Origin of the sequence: Avibacterium sp. 21-599, from assembly GCF_026226765.1 — a bacterium.
Classification (GTDB): Bacteria; Pseudomonadota; Gammaproteobacteria; order Enterobacterales; family Pasteurellaceae; genus Avibacterium.
On sequence record NZ_JAKKOB010000001.1, the window covers coordinates 339269 to 356555 of the forward strand.

Genomic DNA, 17287 nt, shown 5'->3' on the forward strand with positions numbered 1-17287 from the left:
CACAGGCTTTTTGTCTATATATACAGAGAAAAAAGTAAGCATTCCCACTCCTTCGATGTGGGTTTTCTTTTTGTTTATTAAATTAGAGGAAGGTTATGGTAACCATTCGTTTATCTCGTGGCGGAGCTAAAAAACGCCCATTTTATCAAATTGTTGTCGCTGACAGCCGTTGCCCTCGTGATGGTCGTTTTATTGAGCGTGTTGGCTTTTTTAACCCATTAGCAGCAGGTAAAGCTGAACGTTTACGCATTAATTTAGAGCGCGTAAATGCTTGGGTTGAAAAAGGGGCGACATTATCTGATCGCGTTAGCTCTTTAGTAAAAGAAGCGCAAAAAGCTGCTTAATTGCAGATTTTTCAGATTAATAGGTGAATAAAATGACACAACAGAGAATTGAAGTAGTTGGGAAATTAGGTTCAACATACGGAATTCGTGGTTGGTTACGTATTTATTCATCAACAGAACAAGCTGAAAGCATTTTTGATTATCAGCCTTGGTTTTTAAAAATTAAAGGTCAATGGCAAGCAACAGAATTAGAGAGCTGGAAACATCATAATCACGAGCTTATTGTTAAATTAAAAGGTATCAATGATCGTGAAATGGCGCAAACCCTCGCAAATATTGAAATCGGTGTTGATTTAAGTGTATTCCCTCAGTTAGAAGAAGGGGATTATTATTGGCACGATTTAATTGGCTGTGATGTTGTGAATTTACAAGGTTACAAAATGGGTAAAGTGGCAGAAATGATGGAAACTGGTTCAAATGATGTCTTAGTTGTGCGAGCAAATAGCAAAGATGCTTTTGGTAAACAAGAACGGTTAATTCCGTTTTTGTATGGACAAGTAGTTAAAAGAGTAGATCTCACTACCAAGACTATTGACGTGGAGTGGGACGCTGGTTTCTAAACTCAGGCATACAGTGAGCTTTAGGTTGTAGCATTTCGAGCCTACAAATTAGGAAAATAACAATGTGGATTGGTCTTGTATCATTGTTCCCCGAAATGTTTAAAGCGATTACTGAGTATGGGGTAACGGGGCGAGCCGTAAAACAAAATCTCTTGCAAGTACAGTGTTGGAATCCACGGGATTTTACCACGGATAAACATCAAACCGTTGATGACCGCCCTTATGGCGGTGGGCCCGGAATGTTGATGATGGTGCAACCATTACGAGATGCAATCCACGCCGCTAAAACGGCCGCAGGAGAAGGGGTAAAGGTAATTTATCTTTCACCACAAGGTCGCAAGCTCGATCAAAATGGTGTAACAGAATTGGCAAAAAATCGAAAATTGATTTTAGTCTGTGGTCGTTACGAAGGCATTGATGAACGAGTGATTGAAACGGAGATTGACGAAGAATGGTCAATCGGTGATTACGTTTTAACGGGTGGTGAATTACCCGCAATGACATTAATTGATGCCGTTGCACGCTTTATTCCCGGTGTATTAGGCAAACAAGCTTCCGCACAAGAAGATTCTTTTGCGGAAGGATTGCTTGACTGTCCCCACTATACTCGCCCAGAGGTACTCGATGGAATGTCAGTACCTGCGGTGTTGATGTCAGGTAACCACGCAGAAATTCGCAAATGGCGATTAAAACAATCGTTATTACGAACGTGGTTAAGACGCCCTGAGCTATTGGAAAGCCTAGCTCTGACTGACGAACAACGGAAATTGCTGGCGCAAGTAAAACTTGAACAGCAAGCAAATAAAGTTGATTAGTTGATCGCGAAATGGCTTTGTCCAGTTTCGTGAAATCATCAGTTAATACTAGGATCTTAGAAGGATTACACAATGAGTAACATCATTAAACAAATTGAACAAGAACAATTAAAACAAAACGTACCTAGCTTCCGTCCGGGTGATACTTTAGAAGTTAAAGTATGGGTTGTTGAAGGGAGCAAACGTCGTCTGCAAGCATTCGAAGGCGTGGTTATTGCAATTCGTAACCGTGGCTTGCACAGCGCATTCACTTTACGTAAAGTATCTAACGGTGTAGGCGTTGAGCGTGTATTCCAAACTCACTCACCTGTTGTAGAAAGCATCGCCGTTAAACGTAAAGGTGCGGTTCGTAAAGCGAAACTTTACTACTTACGTGAGCGTTCAGGTAAATCTGCACGTATTAAAGAGCGTCTTGGCGATTAATTTTCCAAGCAGAAATAAGAAAGGCTTGAGAGGCATTCTCAAGCCTTTTTTGTTTATTATTTGTTTGGTGTAATAGACAAAAATACCGGATTTTTATCTATTTGGACTTCAAATGAATAAAAGTGTGAGGTTTAATTATTTCAATATTATAGTCACTTAAAATAAGAACAAGACAACAGTGTATTATTGCATTGAGCAGAATCAGGTAATACAGCAGACTTATATAGCAAAACCCAATTAAATACGCTACAAGAGATCGCATACTCTCAAGATTACCGACAAATGATCCTAGCCAAATTTGGAGGTATCAATCTTTACGACTTACCTATAATTACCTTACCAATAATGCTTTTGCAGATTTATTGACAATACTAATGATTCAGATAGAATAAGCGCAATTTTAACGCGCGACCAAAATATGAACAAAATCCAAGAACAAGGCATAGCAAGCAAGCAAGCAAGCAAGCAAGCAAGCAAGCAAGCAAGCAAGCAAGCAAGCAAGCAAGCAAGCAAGCAAGCAAGCAAGCAAGCAAGCAAGCAAGCAAGCAAGCAAGCAAGCAAGCAAGCAAGCAAGCAAGCAAGCAGACATCAATATTTAGTTGATGTCAAGGCTTATTTTGCCTATTTTTCTGTCTCTTTTTCTCTCTCTTTTTTCCTTTTCTTTGTTCTCAAGTTAGCCCCTTTATTTCACGTTTTCTGGTGGGATTTCCCAACCTGTTGCGTGCGTTTTTTCTTACAAGAACAAGGCGTTTTCAATAAACATGATGACCTTAATCCCGTGCGAGCATTACGCACACGCCTATTTTTTGCACAATCAAAAACCTTAACACCCATTTTAAATCGTGAGACGGGGGATAACGTTCCCCCATCTCTGCCCCCTTGCCATCGCGTTCATTCTATTTATAGCAATCAACGCGGGCATTTTCCTTTTGGCCCTACGCAACCTCTGACTCTCTCGCGCAAGGTCTTTTTTATTCACACACTTATTCAAACAAACACCGCGCTATACAAAGTGCGGTGCTGGATGAATACATTTTTAAACCACAACCTTAAGAGGATATTCTTATGAAAAATACAGTCATTATCAATGTCTTATCGAAAGATACCATTGTATTGCCTTTCAGTTACTCAAGCGTAAAACAAACGCAACGCCAAGGGGATAACCTTGTCATCACCTTAGACAATGGCAACACCATTGAACTCGACGGCTTTTTTAAATCGCCACACAATCTGTTATTAAAAGCAGAAAATGGTGTCGGCTTTGACCAACTTATCATCAATGAAAATGGCTTTGTAACTCAAGCCGCTCACCTCTCCAATGCTGAAGCCGATGCCTTATTAGGGTCTGATGCCTTATCTGCCTTAGCAAAACAATCTACCGATGCCGTATTATTAAATGCCGTTGCCCCAGCAGCCGAAGCAGGTGGCGCTATTACTGATGCCACGCCATTATATGTCGGGGCGGCAAGCTTAGGGATTTTAGGGGGAATGTTCGCCCTTGCAGACAAAAACGGTTCTTCAGGTAGTTCTGCTGCCGCACCTATCACGGAAACCAACACTCATCCTGATGGTTCAACCACCACAAGAGAAAGAAAAGATACCGATGGTGATGGGAAATTCGATACCACAATCACCACCGAAAAAGATAGTAAGGGTAACACCACAAAAGAAACCACTACGGTTGATATGAATGAAGATGGTAAGCCGGAAGAAACCACAGAGGTAATCAATCACCCAGATGGTTCTACCACCACGACCATAACCAAAGATAAGGATGGGGATGGCAATGCAGATGCCCGAACCTCGGAAACCAAAGATAAATACGACAACACTACGGGTAGCAGCGAAACCACCATCAAACGTAATGAAGACGGCTCAATAACAGAAGACACCGTAAACAAAGATGCATACGGTAACACCACCGGTAGCACAGAAACCACCACAAAACAAAATGCGGATGGTTCAACTACCGAAACAGCCGTAAACAAAGATGCACACGGTAACACCACCGGTAGCACAGAAACCACCACAAAACAAAATGCAGATGGTTCAACTACCGAAACAGCCGTAAACAAAGATGCGCACGGTAACACCACCGGTAGCACAGAAACCACCACAAAACAAAATGAAGATGGTTCAACTACCGAAACAGCCGTAAACAAAGATGCAAGCGGTAAAACCACGGGTAGTACAGAAACCACCACAAAACAAAATGAGGATGGTTCAACCACGGAAACGACCGAAAACAAAGACGCAAGCGGTCACACCACGGGTAGTACGGAAACCACCACTAAGCCAACTGAAGAGGGTAATGTTGTAAAAACTATCATCAAAGACGAAAATGGCAATAAAATCGGTAGCACCGAAGCCACAACCAAACAAAATGAGGACGGTTCAAGCACAACTACAACCATTGCCAAAGACAAAGATGACAATGTAACCGGCAGCACCGAAGCCACAACTAAACAAAATGAGGACGGTTCAACCACGACTACAACCATTGCCAAAGACAAAGACGATCATGTCACCGGTAGCACCGAGGCGACAACGGTCAAAAATGAAAATGGCTCAACAACCACGGTGAAAGAAAAAGACAGCAACGGTCAAACTGTTTCAACCACCAAAGAAACCACAACCACAGAAGATGATGGTTCAACCACCACGGTAACAGAAAAAAATAAAGATGCCGATGAACACGTAGATGAAAAAACGACCGTGAACACAAAAGCAGACGGTTCAACCACAACTACTGTGGAAACCTCTAGCAAGGATAATGGCGTGATGGATTCAACGGAAACCACAGAAAGAAACCCAGCTGGGGAAGCCACTTCCACCACCAAACAATCCACCACCACTGGAGACAACGGCGCTACCACCACCGTAACGGAAAACGATAAAGATGCCGACGGTCATGTAGATGAAAAAACGACCGTGAACACAAAAGCAGACGGTTCAAGCACAACTACCGTGGAAACTTCTAGCAAGGATAATGGTGTGATGGATTCAACGGAAACCACAGAAAGAAATCCAGAAGGAAAAGCCACTTCCACCACCAAAGAAAGCACCACCGCTGGAGACAACGGCGCTACCACCACCGTAACGGAAAACGATAAAGATGCCGACGGTCATGTAGATGAAAAAACGACCGTGAACACAAAAGCAGACGGTTCAACCACAACCACTGTGGAAACCTCTAGCAAGGATGATGGCGTGATGGATTCAACGGTCACCACAGAAAAAACGGCAGACAATAAAGTCACACATGAAACCGCCACAACCACACAAGATGGCACCACAACCACCGTGGACACAAAAGATGCGAATACCAACGGTCATATGGAAGAAAAAACCACCACTACCCTCAACGCAAATGGCTCAAAAACCGTGAGAACGGAGCTTGACACCAACGATGATGGCAAAGTGGACCAAATCACCGAAGCCACTTATGACAAGGCTACTGACGAACACCCATCTTTAGTGGAACACATTGATGTGGATACGGGGAAAGTTATTCAACGTGATATTGACGCCGACAAAAATGGCTTTATTGACCGTAAAGAATACGACGCTAATGGCGATGGTCACGATGAAAAAGTCGAAACCTTTGACAACAAAGGCAACAATCCATCCAACATCACTAAAGTGGAAATTGATGCGGACAGCAACGGGCGTGTGGAAACCATTAAATACAATGGAAATGGTAACGCGTTCTTTGAGAAGATTGAACACTTCGACAATAATGACTCAGCCAATACTACACCAATCAAAACAGAGTATGACGAAACCCCTGAAGATGGTAACCCTGACCTCATTATCACAGATGGGAATGAACGTCTCACCAAAAAGATTGAATATCAAAACGGTAAACCACATACTATCAGCTATGACAACAATGGTAGCGGTGATGTTGAACGCAAAGACACCCTTGGTAACAGCGGTAACGAAACCGACGTGGTAGAACGCGTGCTGGATATTAACGACGACGGCAATGCAGATGCCAAAATCACCTACGAGGGCAATAAAGCCTTTACCGTCACCAATGAAAACGGCGAAACTGAAATCGTTTACAAACCAACCAAAGCCAGCTTCAATGACAACTACAACAACGGTGCAGACAACACCATTGACCATATTGAAACCTATCAATATGACAACAAAGGCAATGTCACCGAAACCAAGTTCTTCAACGATGGAAATGATGCCAACAATAACGGCAAAGCAGACCGTATTGAAACCAACATCTACAATGCAGAAGGTCAGCTCACCACTAAATACATCAATGCTGATGGTGAAACCTCTACAGGCAAAGATAAAGTGGTTGACGGTAAATCAGTGAAAGGAGTAGATATCATTGAAACCTATGAGTACAACCCTGAAGGGCTAGTCAGCAAAAAATCCATTGATGGGGACGCGGATGGCAACGATGACCGTACTGAAAGCTATGACTATAACGACAAGGGGCAAGTAGAACGTATCACTTATAATGACAATAATGATGACACGCCAGACCGCATTGAAGTAAACAAATACGATGGCAACGGCAACCTTATCCAAACCAGCTTCTTCAACGATGGGAATGAAACCAACAACAAGGGCAAAGCGGACAAAGTTGAAACATACCGTTACAACGAATTTGGTCAAATGAAAGGCAAAGACATTGATGCGAATGGGGATGGTATGATTGATAGTGTTGAAGACTATCAGTTAGATAACGCAGGCCACATCATCAAAACCACACACTCTGAACCTATCGGTGCAGACAAAACTGGTCGATATACAGGTAAAACAACGCTGAGTGAAGATTACTTTGTATTAGACAGTAATGGTAATGTTGTTAAGAAATACACCAATGCGGATGCTAAAGAGGGTACAGGTCGTGCCGTTGAGGTAACAGGCTTTGGTAATGTGAGTGGTATTGACAGTATTGAAAAATACACCAACAATGCTAAGGGCCAAACGATTAAAACAGAATATAACTTGAATGCGGATAACAAGGTCGATAAGACGGTATATTTTGAGCGTGATGCGAACGGTAATATCACTAAGAAATATACTGACTTCGATAACAGCACCAGCACAGGTAAACAATCCGCGGTAGCAGATCAAGGCAATATCCAAGGGATTGATCTTATCGAAACCTATACACTCAATGCGAAAGGCAAAACCCTAAAAGCAGAATACGATTTTAATGCGGATACCAAAGCCGATAAAATCGACTATTGGGAAGTAAATGCTACTGGTCTTGCCACGAACAAATACACCAATAATGATCCCAATGCAACCGTGCAAACAGGTCATTCCTTAACCATTAACAATGAAAAAGTTAATGGCATTGATGCATCTGAAACCCGTTATTTCGATGAAAATAACCGCACTTACAAAGTGGAATACAGCAATGACTCAGGCTCGAACCATAAAGTGGAATACTTGATTTATGACGATAATGGTAATGTGGTAGACAAACTGATAAATACAGATGGTTCAAATAACACGGGTGAAACCAAAACCATTTTGATCAATGGTGTTCCTACCCAAGTGGCTGGCATTGATAAGACAGAGCATTACACCAATAATGCGAAAGGTGCCTCATTAGTTGTGGAATACAATAAGGATGCTGATGGTGCCACAACAAGCGATGGCAGTGACGGCGTGAAAGATGCCATCACTTATATTGTTCGTGATGCAAATGGTAACCAAATTGCTCGCTACTTCAATAAAGATGGTAAAGATAGCGGTGAAGCAATTACCGTGGAAATTGACGGCAAACTCACCACCTTAAAAGGTATTGATAGCTTTGAGCGTTACACCTTAGATGCCTATGGTAACACTATCCAAACAGATAAAAACTTTGATGCCAAAGGCAATTTTGAAGAAATTACCTACATCGCGCGTGATGTAACAGGTCGCATCATTGGGCTATACACGGATATTGACAACAATAAAACCACAGGTACTGGCAATGACAATGTTGAAAAAATCACCCTTGCTGACGGCCGTGTATTAGCCGGTGTGGATAAATATGAAACTTACACCCTCAACGCAAACGGTCAAACTATCCAAACGAATTACAACGATGATGCCAAAGGGCTAAGCGAAAGAATTCAATATATAGATATTGACTCTGCCACAGGAGAAAGCAAAGGGGTTTACGATAACCTTGATGCAGACCAAAAAGACGGCGTTGCCCTAAAAACCCCAACAGGTGAAACCATTACATTAAGTGATGGACGTCACGTCGTGGGCGTGGATAAATATGTTACCTATGAGCGTGATAGCAATAATTTTGTTATTCAAGAAAATTATAATCTTGATGGCAAAGGAGACGTCGATCGTGTGATTTACTTCACTCGTGATGCGAATGGTTATACAACAGGACGCTATGATAACCTTGATAATGACACCACCTTAGTGAATGGGGCAAAGACCGTTACCGGGCAAACAATCGAATTAGCAGATGGACGTACAGTCAATGGCATTGAACGTTTTTATCTTTATGAAAGAGATGCAAATGGCAGCTTAATCAAAGAAGAGCGAAACTTAGATGGCAAAGATAATGCAGAAATCCAGATCTATAACGTTGTTAATGAACAAGGGCAAATCGTGGCTATTTACCAAAACACGGATAACAACACAAATACAGGTCATCAGTACACCATTAACGGACAAGTGGTAGCGGGAATCGATCGCATTACTCGCATTACGCGTAATGCTAACGGTGCAGTAGAAAAAAATGAAATCAATCAAACGGGAGAACCGGGAGACTCAGCCTTTACAATCACTGAGACTAATAAACTTGACGACTATAACCGTGTTATAGAGTATAAAAAAATAGTAACGACAGAAAATGGGCCAGAACAACAAATCCATCATGCATACAAGTATGACCCGTATGGCAATGAAACGACCCGTTTAATTGATAATAAACCAAATGAAGGAGATAGTAACGGTTTTGATCGAGTGGAAACGTACCATAGAGATGCTTACGGTAATGTCATTCGTGTAGATCGCAACAATCATAATACTGATACAGATATTATTGATGAATATACAACATACAAAAATGACTTATACAACAAAGCAAAAGAGACTAATACCTATGATGCGGAGAACCATCTCACTCGATATATTAAAAAAGAGTTCAATCAATATGGTTATGAATCTAAGTCAGAGGATAATAATCAAATTATAACCATAGCCCAACAAGATGCCTATGGCCGTTCACTTCGTATTGAATATGATAAGAATAAGAGCGGAGAATTAGACAAAGGAGATGTCATCTATGAATATACTTATGACAATGCAACAGGTCTCTTCAAATCAAATAAAGTATCTTTCTATAAATCTAACACTGAAGTAGATGTTACCAATTATAAATACAGTTACGATGGATTGAATAGGAGAATAGCAAGCCATCAAGATACAAATGATGATGGACTTGTCAATAACGGTGAAAGAGTTGATAAAAGCTATTACTATGATAATACATCAAAACTAGATTATATCGAGATTTACTCAGGCGATCAGTTAGTATCTAAAGATAAATTCTTTTATCTCAACGGAGGATCGGCCTTTTTAGGTAGAGTACAACAACTCAAAGGTGATGCACCGAATACCTACAGCAGAATTTACTACGATGGATATGGTTCTCAAAAAAATTCTGTTGAAGATTATACAGATGAGCAACATCAAAGTTGGATCGAGCAAATTGGGGGAAATATTAATCGTATTACATTAACATCTAAATCAAGTTCCACAGAGATTACGTTGGATAGCCAAACGATAGCCAAACTCAGTGAAAATGCTACGGGGAATACTCTCAAAATTGAGGGCGATAGTACCGATAGTATCAACTTAAAAGACGCTTCGGACTTTGCTAAAGGTGAAGATGTTAATCAATCCAATAATACTTATCATTCATTTACCACAACGGTAGAAGGTAAGCAATATACATTATTGGTTGATACAGATATCAATCTATTAGATGCAGATGGTCACTCAGTGATTGGTGGTTAATTCTCATATAAAATCTAACCCATACCCGATACCTTTGGTGTCGGGTATTTTCCTCGGGTTTTCATTATTTCTCTCAAAGGATTTCCTATGCAATTTGATGATAACGCACGCAACGCCTTACGAGGCTTTCGATTTAATACCCTTTTCGCCCTGTTAAGCACCACGCTATTAGTAGGTTGCCAACACCCAGCCACACACCCTATTCAACACAATAGCGACAAACACCCAATACAAGCCCAAATAGAGCAAGTGAAAATGGGCAACCTGCTGGCTTCCGCTTCAACGGTGGCAAATCCTCATAACGAAGCCCACACCACTCAACCCGCTCAATACAATAGTGACAATCACCCAACACAAGCCTCAATAGAACAAGTGAAGCTGGGTAAGGTGATAACCGCATCAACTGCCACTTCTGCGAAAACGGCTACCGCTACGGCTTCTACCTCGCCATCAACACCACCTCAGCCCGAGCCACAACGCTATTCCTTAGCCCCACTTCAGCTCACCAACCCCGTGCCAACCACACAGAGCAATGCTACTGCCCCTGTTGCGGTGCAACCCCTTGTGATGCAAATCATTGCCTCTTCCCGGGAAGGCAAACCCGTCCAAGCCATTTTGCAATCGGCACTCACCTATTTCGATAATCACGCCTCTGCCGATGCTTTAATCGCCCAACGCCAAGCCGAAACCACTGCCACCGAACGCCAAGCCTATCCCGATATTCGCCCCGTGGCAGGCGTAGGCAAAAACCACACTGCCCAATTCGGCTTGGAAGTCAATTACACCCTCTTTGACTTTGGGCAAAACGACACCCAAGTCACCCAACGCCAATTAACCACTGAGAGTGCCATCATCAACAAACACCTCGAGCAAACCAAACGCCTCAGTGAAACCTTAATCAAACTCGGCGAAGTGGCGGAACGCCAAGCCCGCATTGCCCTCACCCAAAACACCTTAGCCAATATCAATCAACTGTTACAATTAGCCCAAAGTCGTCAGGCTTCCGGTGTAGATAACGGTTCCGATGAAATGCTATTAAGCATTAAATCCGCTGAACTCACCACCGAAATCCAAACCCTTAAAAAACAGCTGGATTTATCCCTTTCCCTGTTATCGCGTCAGCTCATTCGCCCGATTTCACTTAACGACGTTCCTACACTGACTCAATTATTGGCGGTGATTAATACCCCTGTTGCAGACTTAAACCAAGCGCCTCAGCTACAACAAGCGGAAAAATTCATTGAACGCGCCAAAGCCGCCGTAGAAGCCGAGAAAAAAAGCCTTTACCCTAAAGTGGTAGTGACGGCAGGTGGATATAAAAATGTCAAAGGACAAAGCGACACCCAATTGAATGTCAGCCTACAAGCCCCTACGGGAATTTTTGCCGGCTCAGCCCGTGTAAACGCCCAAGAGGCAGCCCTTTTGGCGGCACAACGCGACTATGAACGATTAGCCGATGATATTCGCACCGAACGCTCGCGTCTTGATTTAGAGACAGACCGTTTACAACAAAACCTACAAACCTTTGATGCTTTCATCGCCCAAACACAGCGTTCTATCGACTTATTTAACCGCCAATTTGAAATCTCCCAAGCCTCTATCGCCGATGGCATCAGCCCATACAGCACCTTACTCCGCACCAAAATTGAGCGTAACAATGCCTTACTCGAGCTTATCCGCATCAAAGCCAACCGCTTACCCTTGGTGTTACCCAGCACATTAGCGGAAAAATAAGAAGAAACGGGAAAAATGAGATGAGATAAAAAAAGGATAATAAAAATAAAAATAGAAATAGAAATAAATAAAGAAAAAATAAAGAAAAAAGAATAAAAACCACCGCACTTAATAATGCATTGAGATACCCAAACCACAAAAGGAAAAGGATAACTAAATATAAAATTACCACTAAAAGATGAAAAGAAAGTATATAAATAACCGAACAGAAATCAGTAAATGAACAAAATCAATAAATGGAAGAATAAAAAATCCGTATTACCACGCAACCAGAACGGGAGAGAAACAATAGCCTTGTAACGACAAATAAAATCATAAAAAATACCGCACTTATAATAAGTCGAAATACCTAAACCACAAAAAGGGAAAAAAATAATTGAATATAGCAACCACTACCAAAAGAAGAAAAAAATATGCAAGAGAAAATAAAAATGAATAAACAAAGCTCAACTAAGACAAAAAGAAAAAATAGTAAATAGAAGAAAAAATATACAAATGAACGAACAAAAAATTAATAAACGAACAAAATCAATAAATGGAAAAATAGAAAAAAGCCGTCTTGTCTGCCAAACAGAATGAGACAAAAAAAGCAAGGCTCTTATAACGAAAATAAAAACACCGCACTTATAATAAGTCGGAATATCTAAACCACAAAAAGAGAAAGGGATAACTAAATATGAAATTACCACTAAAAGATGAAAAGAAAATATGTAAACAACCGAACAGAAAATCAATAAATGGAAAAAATAAAAGATAAACAAAGAAAACAATAAAAAAACAGCCAACCCACCAAACAGGATGGAAAAATAAAAAAGGCAACCCCCTTAATAACAGCAAATAAAAACCATAAAAAAAAACCACCGCACTTATAATAAGTCGGAATACCTAAACCACAAAAAGGGAAAGAATAATTGAATATAGAAACTGCTACAAAGGAAGAAAAGAAAATATGCAAGAGAAAATAAAAATAAATAAACAAAACTCAACTAAGACCAAAATAAAAAAATAATAAATAGAAGAAAAAATATACAAATGGACGAACAAAAAAATTAGTAAATGAACAAAATCAATAAATGGAAAAAAAATAAAAGATAAGCAAAGAAAACGATAAAAAAAACGCCACACTACCCGCCCAACAGGACAGGGAAATAAAAAAAGGCAATCCCCTTAATAACAGCAAATAAAAATTATAAAAAAACCACCGCACTTAATGCGTTGGAATACCTAAACAACAAAAAAGAAGGACTAATTACGTATGATAATTTCCACTGAACGCCTGAACACCTTAGCTGAACGTTGCTTGCTTCCCTTTGACGAAGCCCTTGCACAACAAGCTTATGCCATCGGTTTACCCCTTTCTAATGCCGATATTGACTTCGCATTAAATACGATGACATCGCCAAATCAGAAAGGGCAAGGCAACCCTGTTGCGATGTCAGTCGCCACAGCCGAACACCTCGCTGGCACAGGAAAAATGTCATCCTCTACCCCGACGACACCAAGCTCGCCTACTGCACCCACTCCGTCTTTACACCAACGTCGCGCTGCCGCATTACAAGCCTTATTGCTGGATGAACAACTTGACCTCACCCATCATCCCTTGGCTTCCGAAGAAAAAAAACAATGGGCATCACTGTCTGCCCCTTGTGTGGTGACGGTCAATGCTGAACAAGCCCTTGTGGTATTAGCGAAAAACCCAAACACCTCGCACGCTCGCCAACCTATCGCAAGGGTGAAAACCACCCGTTCAGGGAAAAAAGGCAGTGAGCAAACCCTTTTACTTTATGCCCGTCATTCAGACCCCATTGAACTCACCATCGCAGAATGGCACGCCTTGTTGCACACGCTCACCCAAGCACCACAGAAAAAGGCTAACACTCACGCAAATGCCAATGTGCCCCCTCACTTGAATACAACTGGGCAAGCTCTCGCGAACGACAATGGGCAAACAAAGGCACAGGCACACCTCAGCCATAACGCCAAAGAAAACCGCAATGCCGATGCGAACGCTGATGTGACCCCTCACTTAAATACAACTGGGCAAGCTCTCGCGAACGACAATGGACAAACAAACGCACAAGCACACGTTAGCCATAACGCGAAAGAAAACCGCAATGCCGATGACACGCGCCCCCATTACTATCAACTGCGTAAAACCCTTTCCCGTATTCAACAAGAAAATGCCGTTGAACAGGAAAATGGGCATTGGTTTTGGCGGCTCTTTCGTGCAGAAAAAGGCATCTTCTACCGTGTCCTCATTGCCTCGCTCTTTGCTAACCTCTTGTCGGCGATTTCCTCTTTCTTTTCGCTGCAAGTCTATGACCGTGTTATCCCCAATAAATCCGAAGAAACCCTCTGGGCATTGTTAATGGGGGTGTCCATTGCCTTTTTACTCGAGGGGCTGTTGCGTATTTTCCGCTCTCATTTGTTAGATTACAGCGGGAAACGCATTGATGTGCAGGCAACGGCACTGTTATTACGTCGTTTAATGGGCTTACGTTTGTCTCACCAAACCCCTTCCCCTAATCGCCTTAATCAACAAATGCGGGAATTTAATTCTGTCCGTGAGTTCTTCACGGAAGCCGCTGTGGGTTCGTTTGTTGATATTCCCTTTGCGGTGATATTTTTAGCCGTTATTTACCTGCTCGGTGGACCGGTCGTGTTTGTCCCGCTCTTTGCCTTGCTGTTAATGGTGCTTCCCGCACTGCTTTATCGCAAAAAAATGTTGCGTATTGTGAAGTCTTATCTCGGCTCACACGCCGCGGCAAACCGTTTATATAATGAAGTCAGTTATCATTTAGAAACCGTGAAAAATGCCAATGCTGGACGTTTTTTTGAACAACAATGGAATGACATTAGTTATTTAGTGGCGACTGTTTCGATGCAACAACGCCACCTCGTCACGTTTCTCACCCAATGGGCGGCGTCTATCCAACAATTTGCCTATGCGATGACCATTACCGTAGCAGCCTATCAGGTCTTTGAAGGGCATTTTACGATGGGGGCAATGATTGCCTTGAGTATTTTAACCTCTCGCGCCCTTGCCCCTTTTGCCCGTTTAAGTTCGTTGTTAATCCGTTGGCAACAAATCAAATCCTCTTTGGCGGATTTAGATACCATTGCAAATGGCGAACAAGATGACCCCATTGAACAACGTAAATTACGCCGCACCCAATTAAGCGGGCATATTCACTTAAAACACTTGCAATTTAGCTATGAAGCGAAAGCGCGCCCTGCCCTCAATATTCAACAACTTGTTATTCGTCCGGGTGAGAAAATTGGCATTTTAGGCCCCAATGGCTCGGGCAAATCCACCTTATTAAAACTGTTAGCCGGGCTTTATTTACCGCAACAAGGCGAACTGAAATTTGATGGCATTGATGGCAGACAGATTGCGGCAAAAGATTTACGCCGTGCCATTGCCTATAACACCCAAGAAGCCCAGCTGTTTAATGGCACACTACGTGATAATCTGACCTTTGGTGACAGACGTATCCGTGATGAACAATTACTGGCTGTCTTACAGCAGACTGGTTTAGCGGAATTAATTCAATCTCACCCTTATGGCTTGGATTTACCCATTCGTGATGGCGGTGCAGGGTTATCGGTTGGGCAAAAACACAGTGTGCAATTAGCCCGTGTCTTTTTAAGTCAAGCCAATGTGGTGCTATTAGATGAACCGACGGCAAGTTTTGACCCACAAGTGGAACAGCACGTTATCCATCATATTCAACGTTTTACTCGTGATAAAACCTTTATTGTGGTGACCCACCGCACCCCGATTTTATCTATGGTGGACAGAATTATTGTGATGGCACAAGGACAGATTATTGCTGACGGTCCAAGAGATGTGATTTTACAGAAAATTGAGCAAGCACAAGCCGCACAATCCGCTTAGGCTTAGGCTTAGGCTTAGGCTTAGGCTTAGGCTTAGGCTTAGGCTTAGGCAAAATAGCCTAACCCAAACCAAACAACATAACACAAGAAAAGAGAACCATCTTATGCGTGATTTAACCCAAGAAATGACTCAACCAACACAGACAAAACGCTATCTGACCTTAATTAGCTTGCTGCTTACCGCCCTGCTGATTTGGTCGTATATTACCCCCTTTAGCCGTGTGGTGCGTGCCAATGGCGAACTGGTTTCCGCCGCGCGTACCCAAGTGGTCCAAAACCTTGAAGGCGGTATCATTCAAGCAATTAATGTGGAAGAAGGACAAATCGTCAAAAAAGGACAAGTTCTGCTCCATTTTGATACCACCCGTTTTCAAAGTGCGGTGGAAGAATTAGACAAAAAACTGGCCTCGCTCACCTTTAAACGTCAGCGCCTACAACAAGAGCTTAAACTGCCCCTTACCCCTGAGACGCAAATTATCCCGTTGATATTTCCAGAAAAACTGGCTCAACTCTACCCAACAATGGCGGAAGCTGAGCAGGCACTCTATCAAACTCGCTTGCAAGAGTTTATGAGTAAAGCCAAACACTTTCAGCGCTTAATTGCGCTTAAAGAACAGCAACTGAATAACATCAAGCCCTTTATTAAAAGTGGCGCAGTCTCAAAACAGGAATTACTCACCACCGAACAACAACTTGCTGCCCTTTATTCTGAACGCGATGCGTTTTTTTCGGATGTGCGTAAACGTCAATCAACCGAGCTGTCGGAGACCATCAGCGAACAATCCTTACTGGAAGAAAAACGGAAAGCCAACTTAGACCAACTGGAACGTACCACCGTCAAATCCCCCGCTGATGGCACCGTCAATCAACTGTTTTTCTCTACCGTTGGCGCGGTGGTCAGCCCCGGGCAACCCATTTTAGATATTGTTCCCAAAGACGATAGCCTTGTTGCCGAAGTGCGTGTGTTACCAAAAGACATCGGCTATGTTGTGCCCAATATGAACGCCAATTTAAAACTCACCGCTTATGATTACAGTATTTACGGCACCTTACAGGGTAAAGTAACGAAAATCGGCGCCGATACCGTCCCTGATAAACACAGACGCGATGCCCCGCCAAGTTATGTGGTCACCATCACCTTAACCCCCGAATCCCTTCAAAAATGGCAACAACGCCACTTAGACATTCGTAATGGGATGGTGGTTGATGCGGAGCTTGAAGCCAATAAAATGCGAATCATTGACTACCTCCTCCGCCCAATTCTTAAAACACGTGATGCGTTAAAGACGATTTAGACAAGACAACACCTTGGCAGGCGGTATCGACATTAAACGCCAGCCCGCGAGTATCTTCGTTATGACAACGAAAAACAAAGACAATTAAAAGGAAATGGATTGAGGCGGATACACTATCCTACGCAATCCGTTTTTAAATCCGTCTCCTTTTGGGGTTAGCGCATTTCGTGGAAAGCTTTTTATTAAAATTTAGAAAAAAAAGCACC

General features: G+C 42.3%; 8 protein-coding genes and 2 pseudogenes. All 10 read left to right on the forward strand.

Annotated features, from left to right (window positions below; genetic code table 11):
- The first annotated feature begins 95 nt into the window (after positions 1-95).
- Complete coding sequence (gene rpsP, locus L5B83_RS01670; protein WP_250351013.1) at positions 96-344, forward strand: 30S ribosomal protein S16; 249 nt, start codon at positions 96-98, stop codon at positions 342-344.
- Positions 345-376: 32 nt separating this feature from the next.
- Positions 377-904: a ribosome maturation factor RimM gene (gene rimM, locus L5B83_RS01675; protein ID WP_250351012.1), complete on the forward strand. Its 528-nt coding sequence runs from the start codon at positions 377-379 to the stop codon at positions 902-904.
- Positions 905-966: 62 nt separating this feature from the next.
- Positions 967-1719, forward strand: a complete 753-nt coding sequence (gene trmD, locus L5B83_RS01680) for a tRNA (guanosine(37)-N1)-methyltransferase TrmD (RefSeq protein WP_265777355.1) — start codon at positions 967-969, stop codon at positions 1717-1719.
- Positions 1720-1791: 72 nt separating this feature from the next.
- Complete coding sequence (gene rplS / locus L5B83_RS01685; protein WP_250351010.1) at positions 1792-2142, forward strand: 50S ribosomal protein L19; 351 nt, start codon at positions 1792-1794, stop codon at positions 2140-2142.
- A 418-nt stretch (positions 2143-2560) separates the two neighbouring features.
- Complete coding sequence (locus L5B83_RS01690) at positions 2561-3211, forward strand: hypothetical protein (RefSeq protein WP_265777356.1); 651 nt, start codon at positions 2561-2563, stop codon at positions 3209-3211.
- Positions 3208-10155, forward strand: a complete 6948-nt coding sequence (locus L5B83_RS01695; protein ID WP_265777357.1) for a hypothetical protein — start codon at positions 3208-3210, stop codon at positions 10153-10155. Before L5B83_RS01690 ends, L5B83_RS01695 begins: the two co-directional genes overlap by 4 nt.
- Before the next feature lie 87 nt (positions 10156-10242).
- Positions 10243-11889, forward strand: a complete 1647-nt coding sequence (locus tag L5B83_RS01700; RefSeq protein WP_265777358.1) for a TolC family protein — start codon at positions 10243-10245, stop codon at positions 11887-11889.
- Between the two features lie 1474 nt (positions 11890-13363).
- A pseudogene (locus L5B83_RS12375) lies at positions 13364-14908 on the forward strand (ABC transporter transmembrane domain-containing protein); the annotation flags it as partial.
- A 240-nt stretch (positions 14909-15148) separates the two neighbouring features.
- Positions 15149-15787 (forward strand): annotated as a pseudogene (locus tag L5B83_RS12380) (ATP-binding cassette domain-containing protein); the annotation flags it as partial.
- Between the two features lie 103 nt (positions 15788-15890).
- Positions 15891-17081: an HlyD family efflux transporter periplasmic adaptor subunit gene (locus L5B83_RS01710; RefSeq protein WP_265777360.1), complete on the forward strand. Its 1191-nt coding sequence runs from the start codon at positions 15891-15893 to the stop codon at positions 17079-17081.
- Positions 17082-17287: the final 206 nt, after the last annotated feature.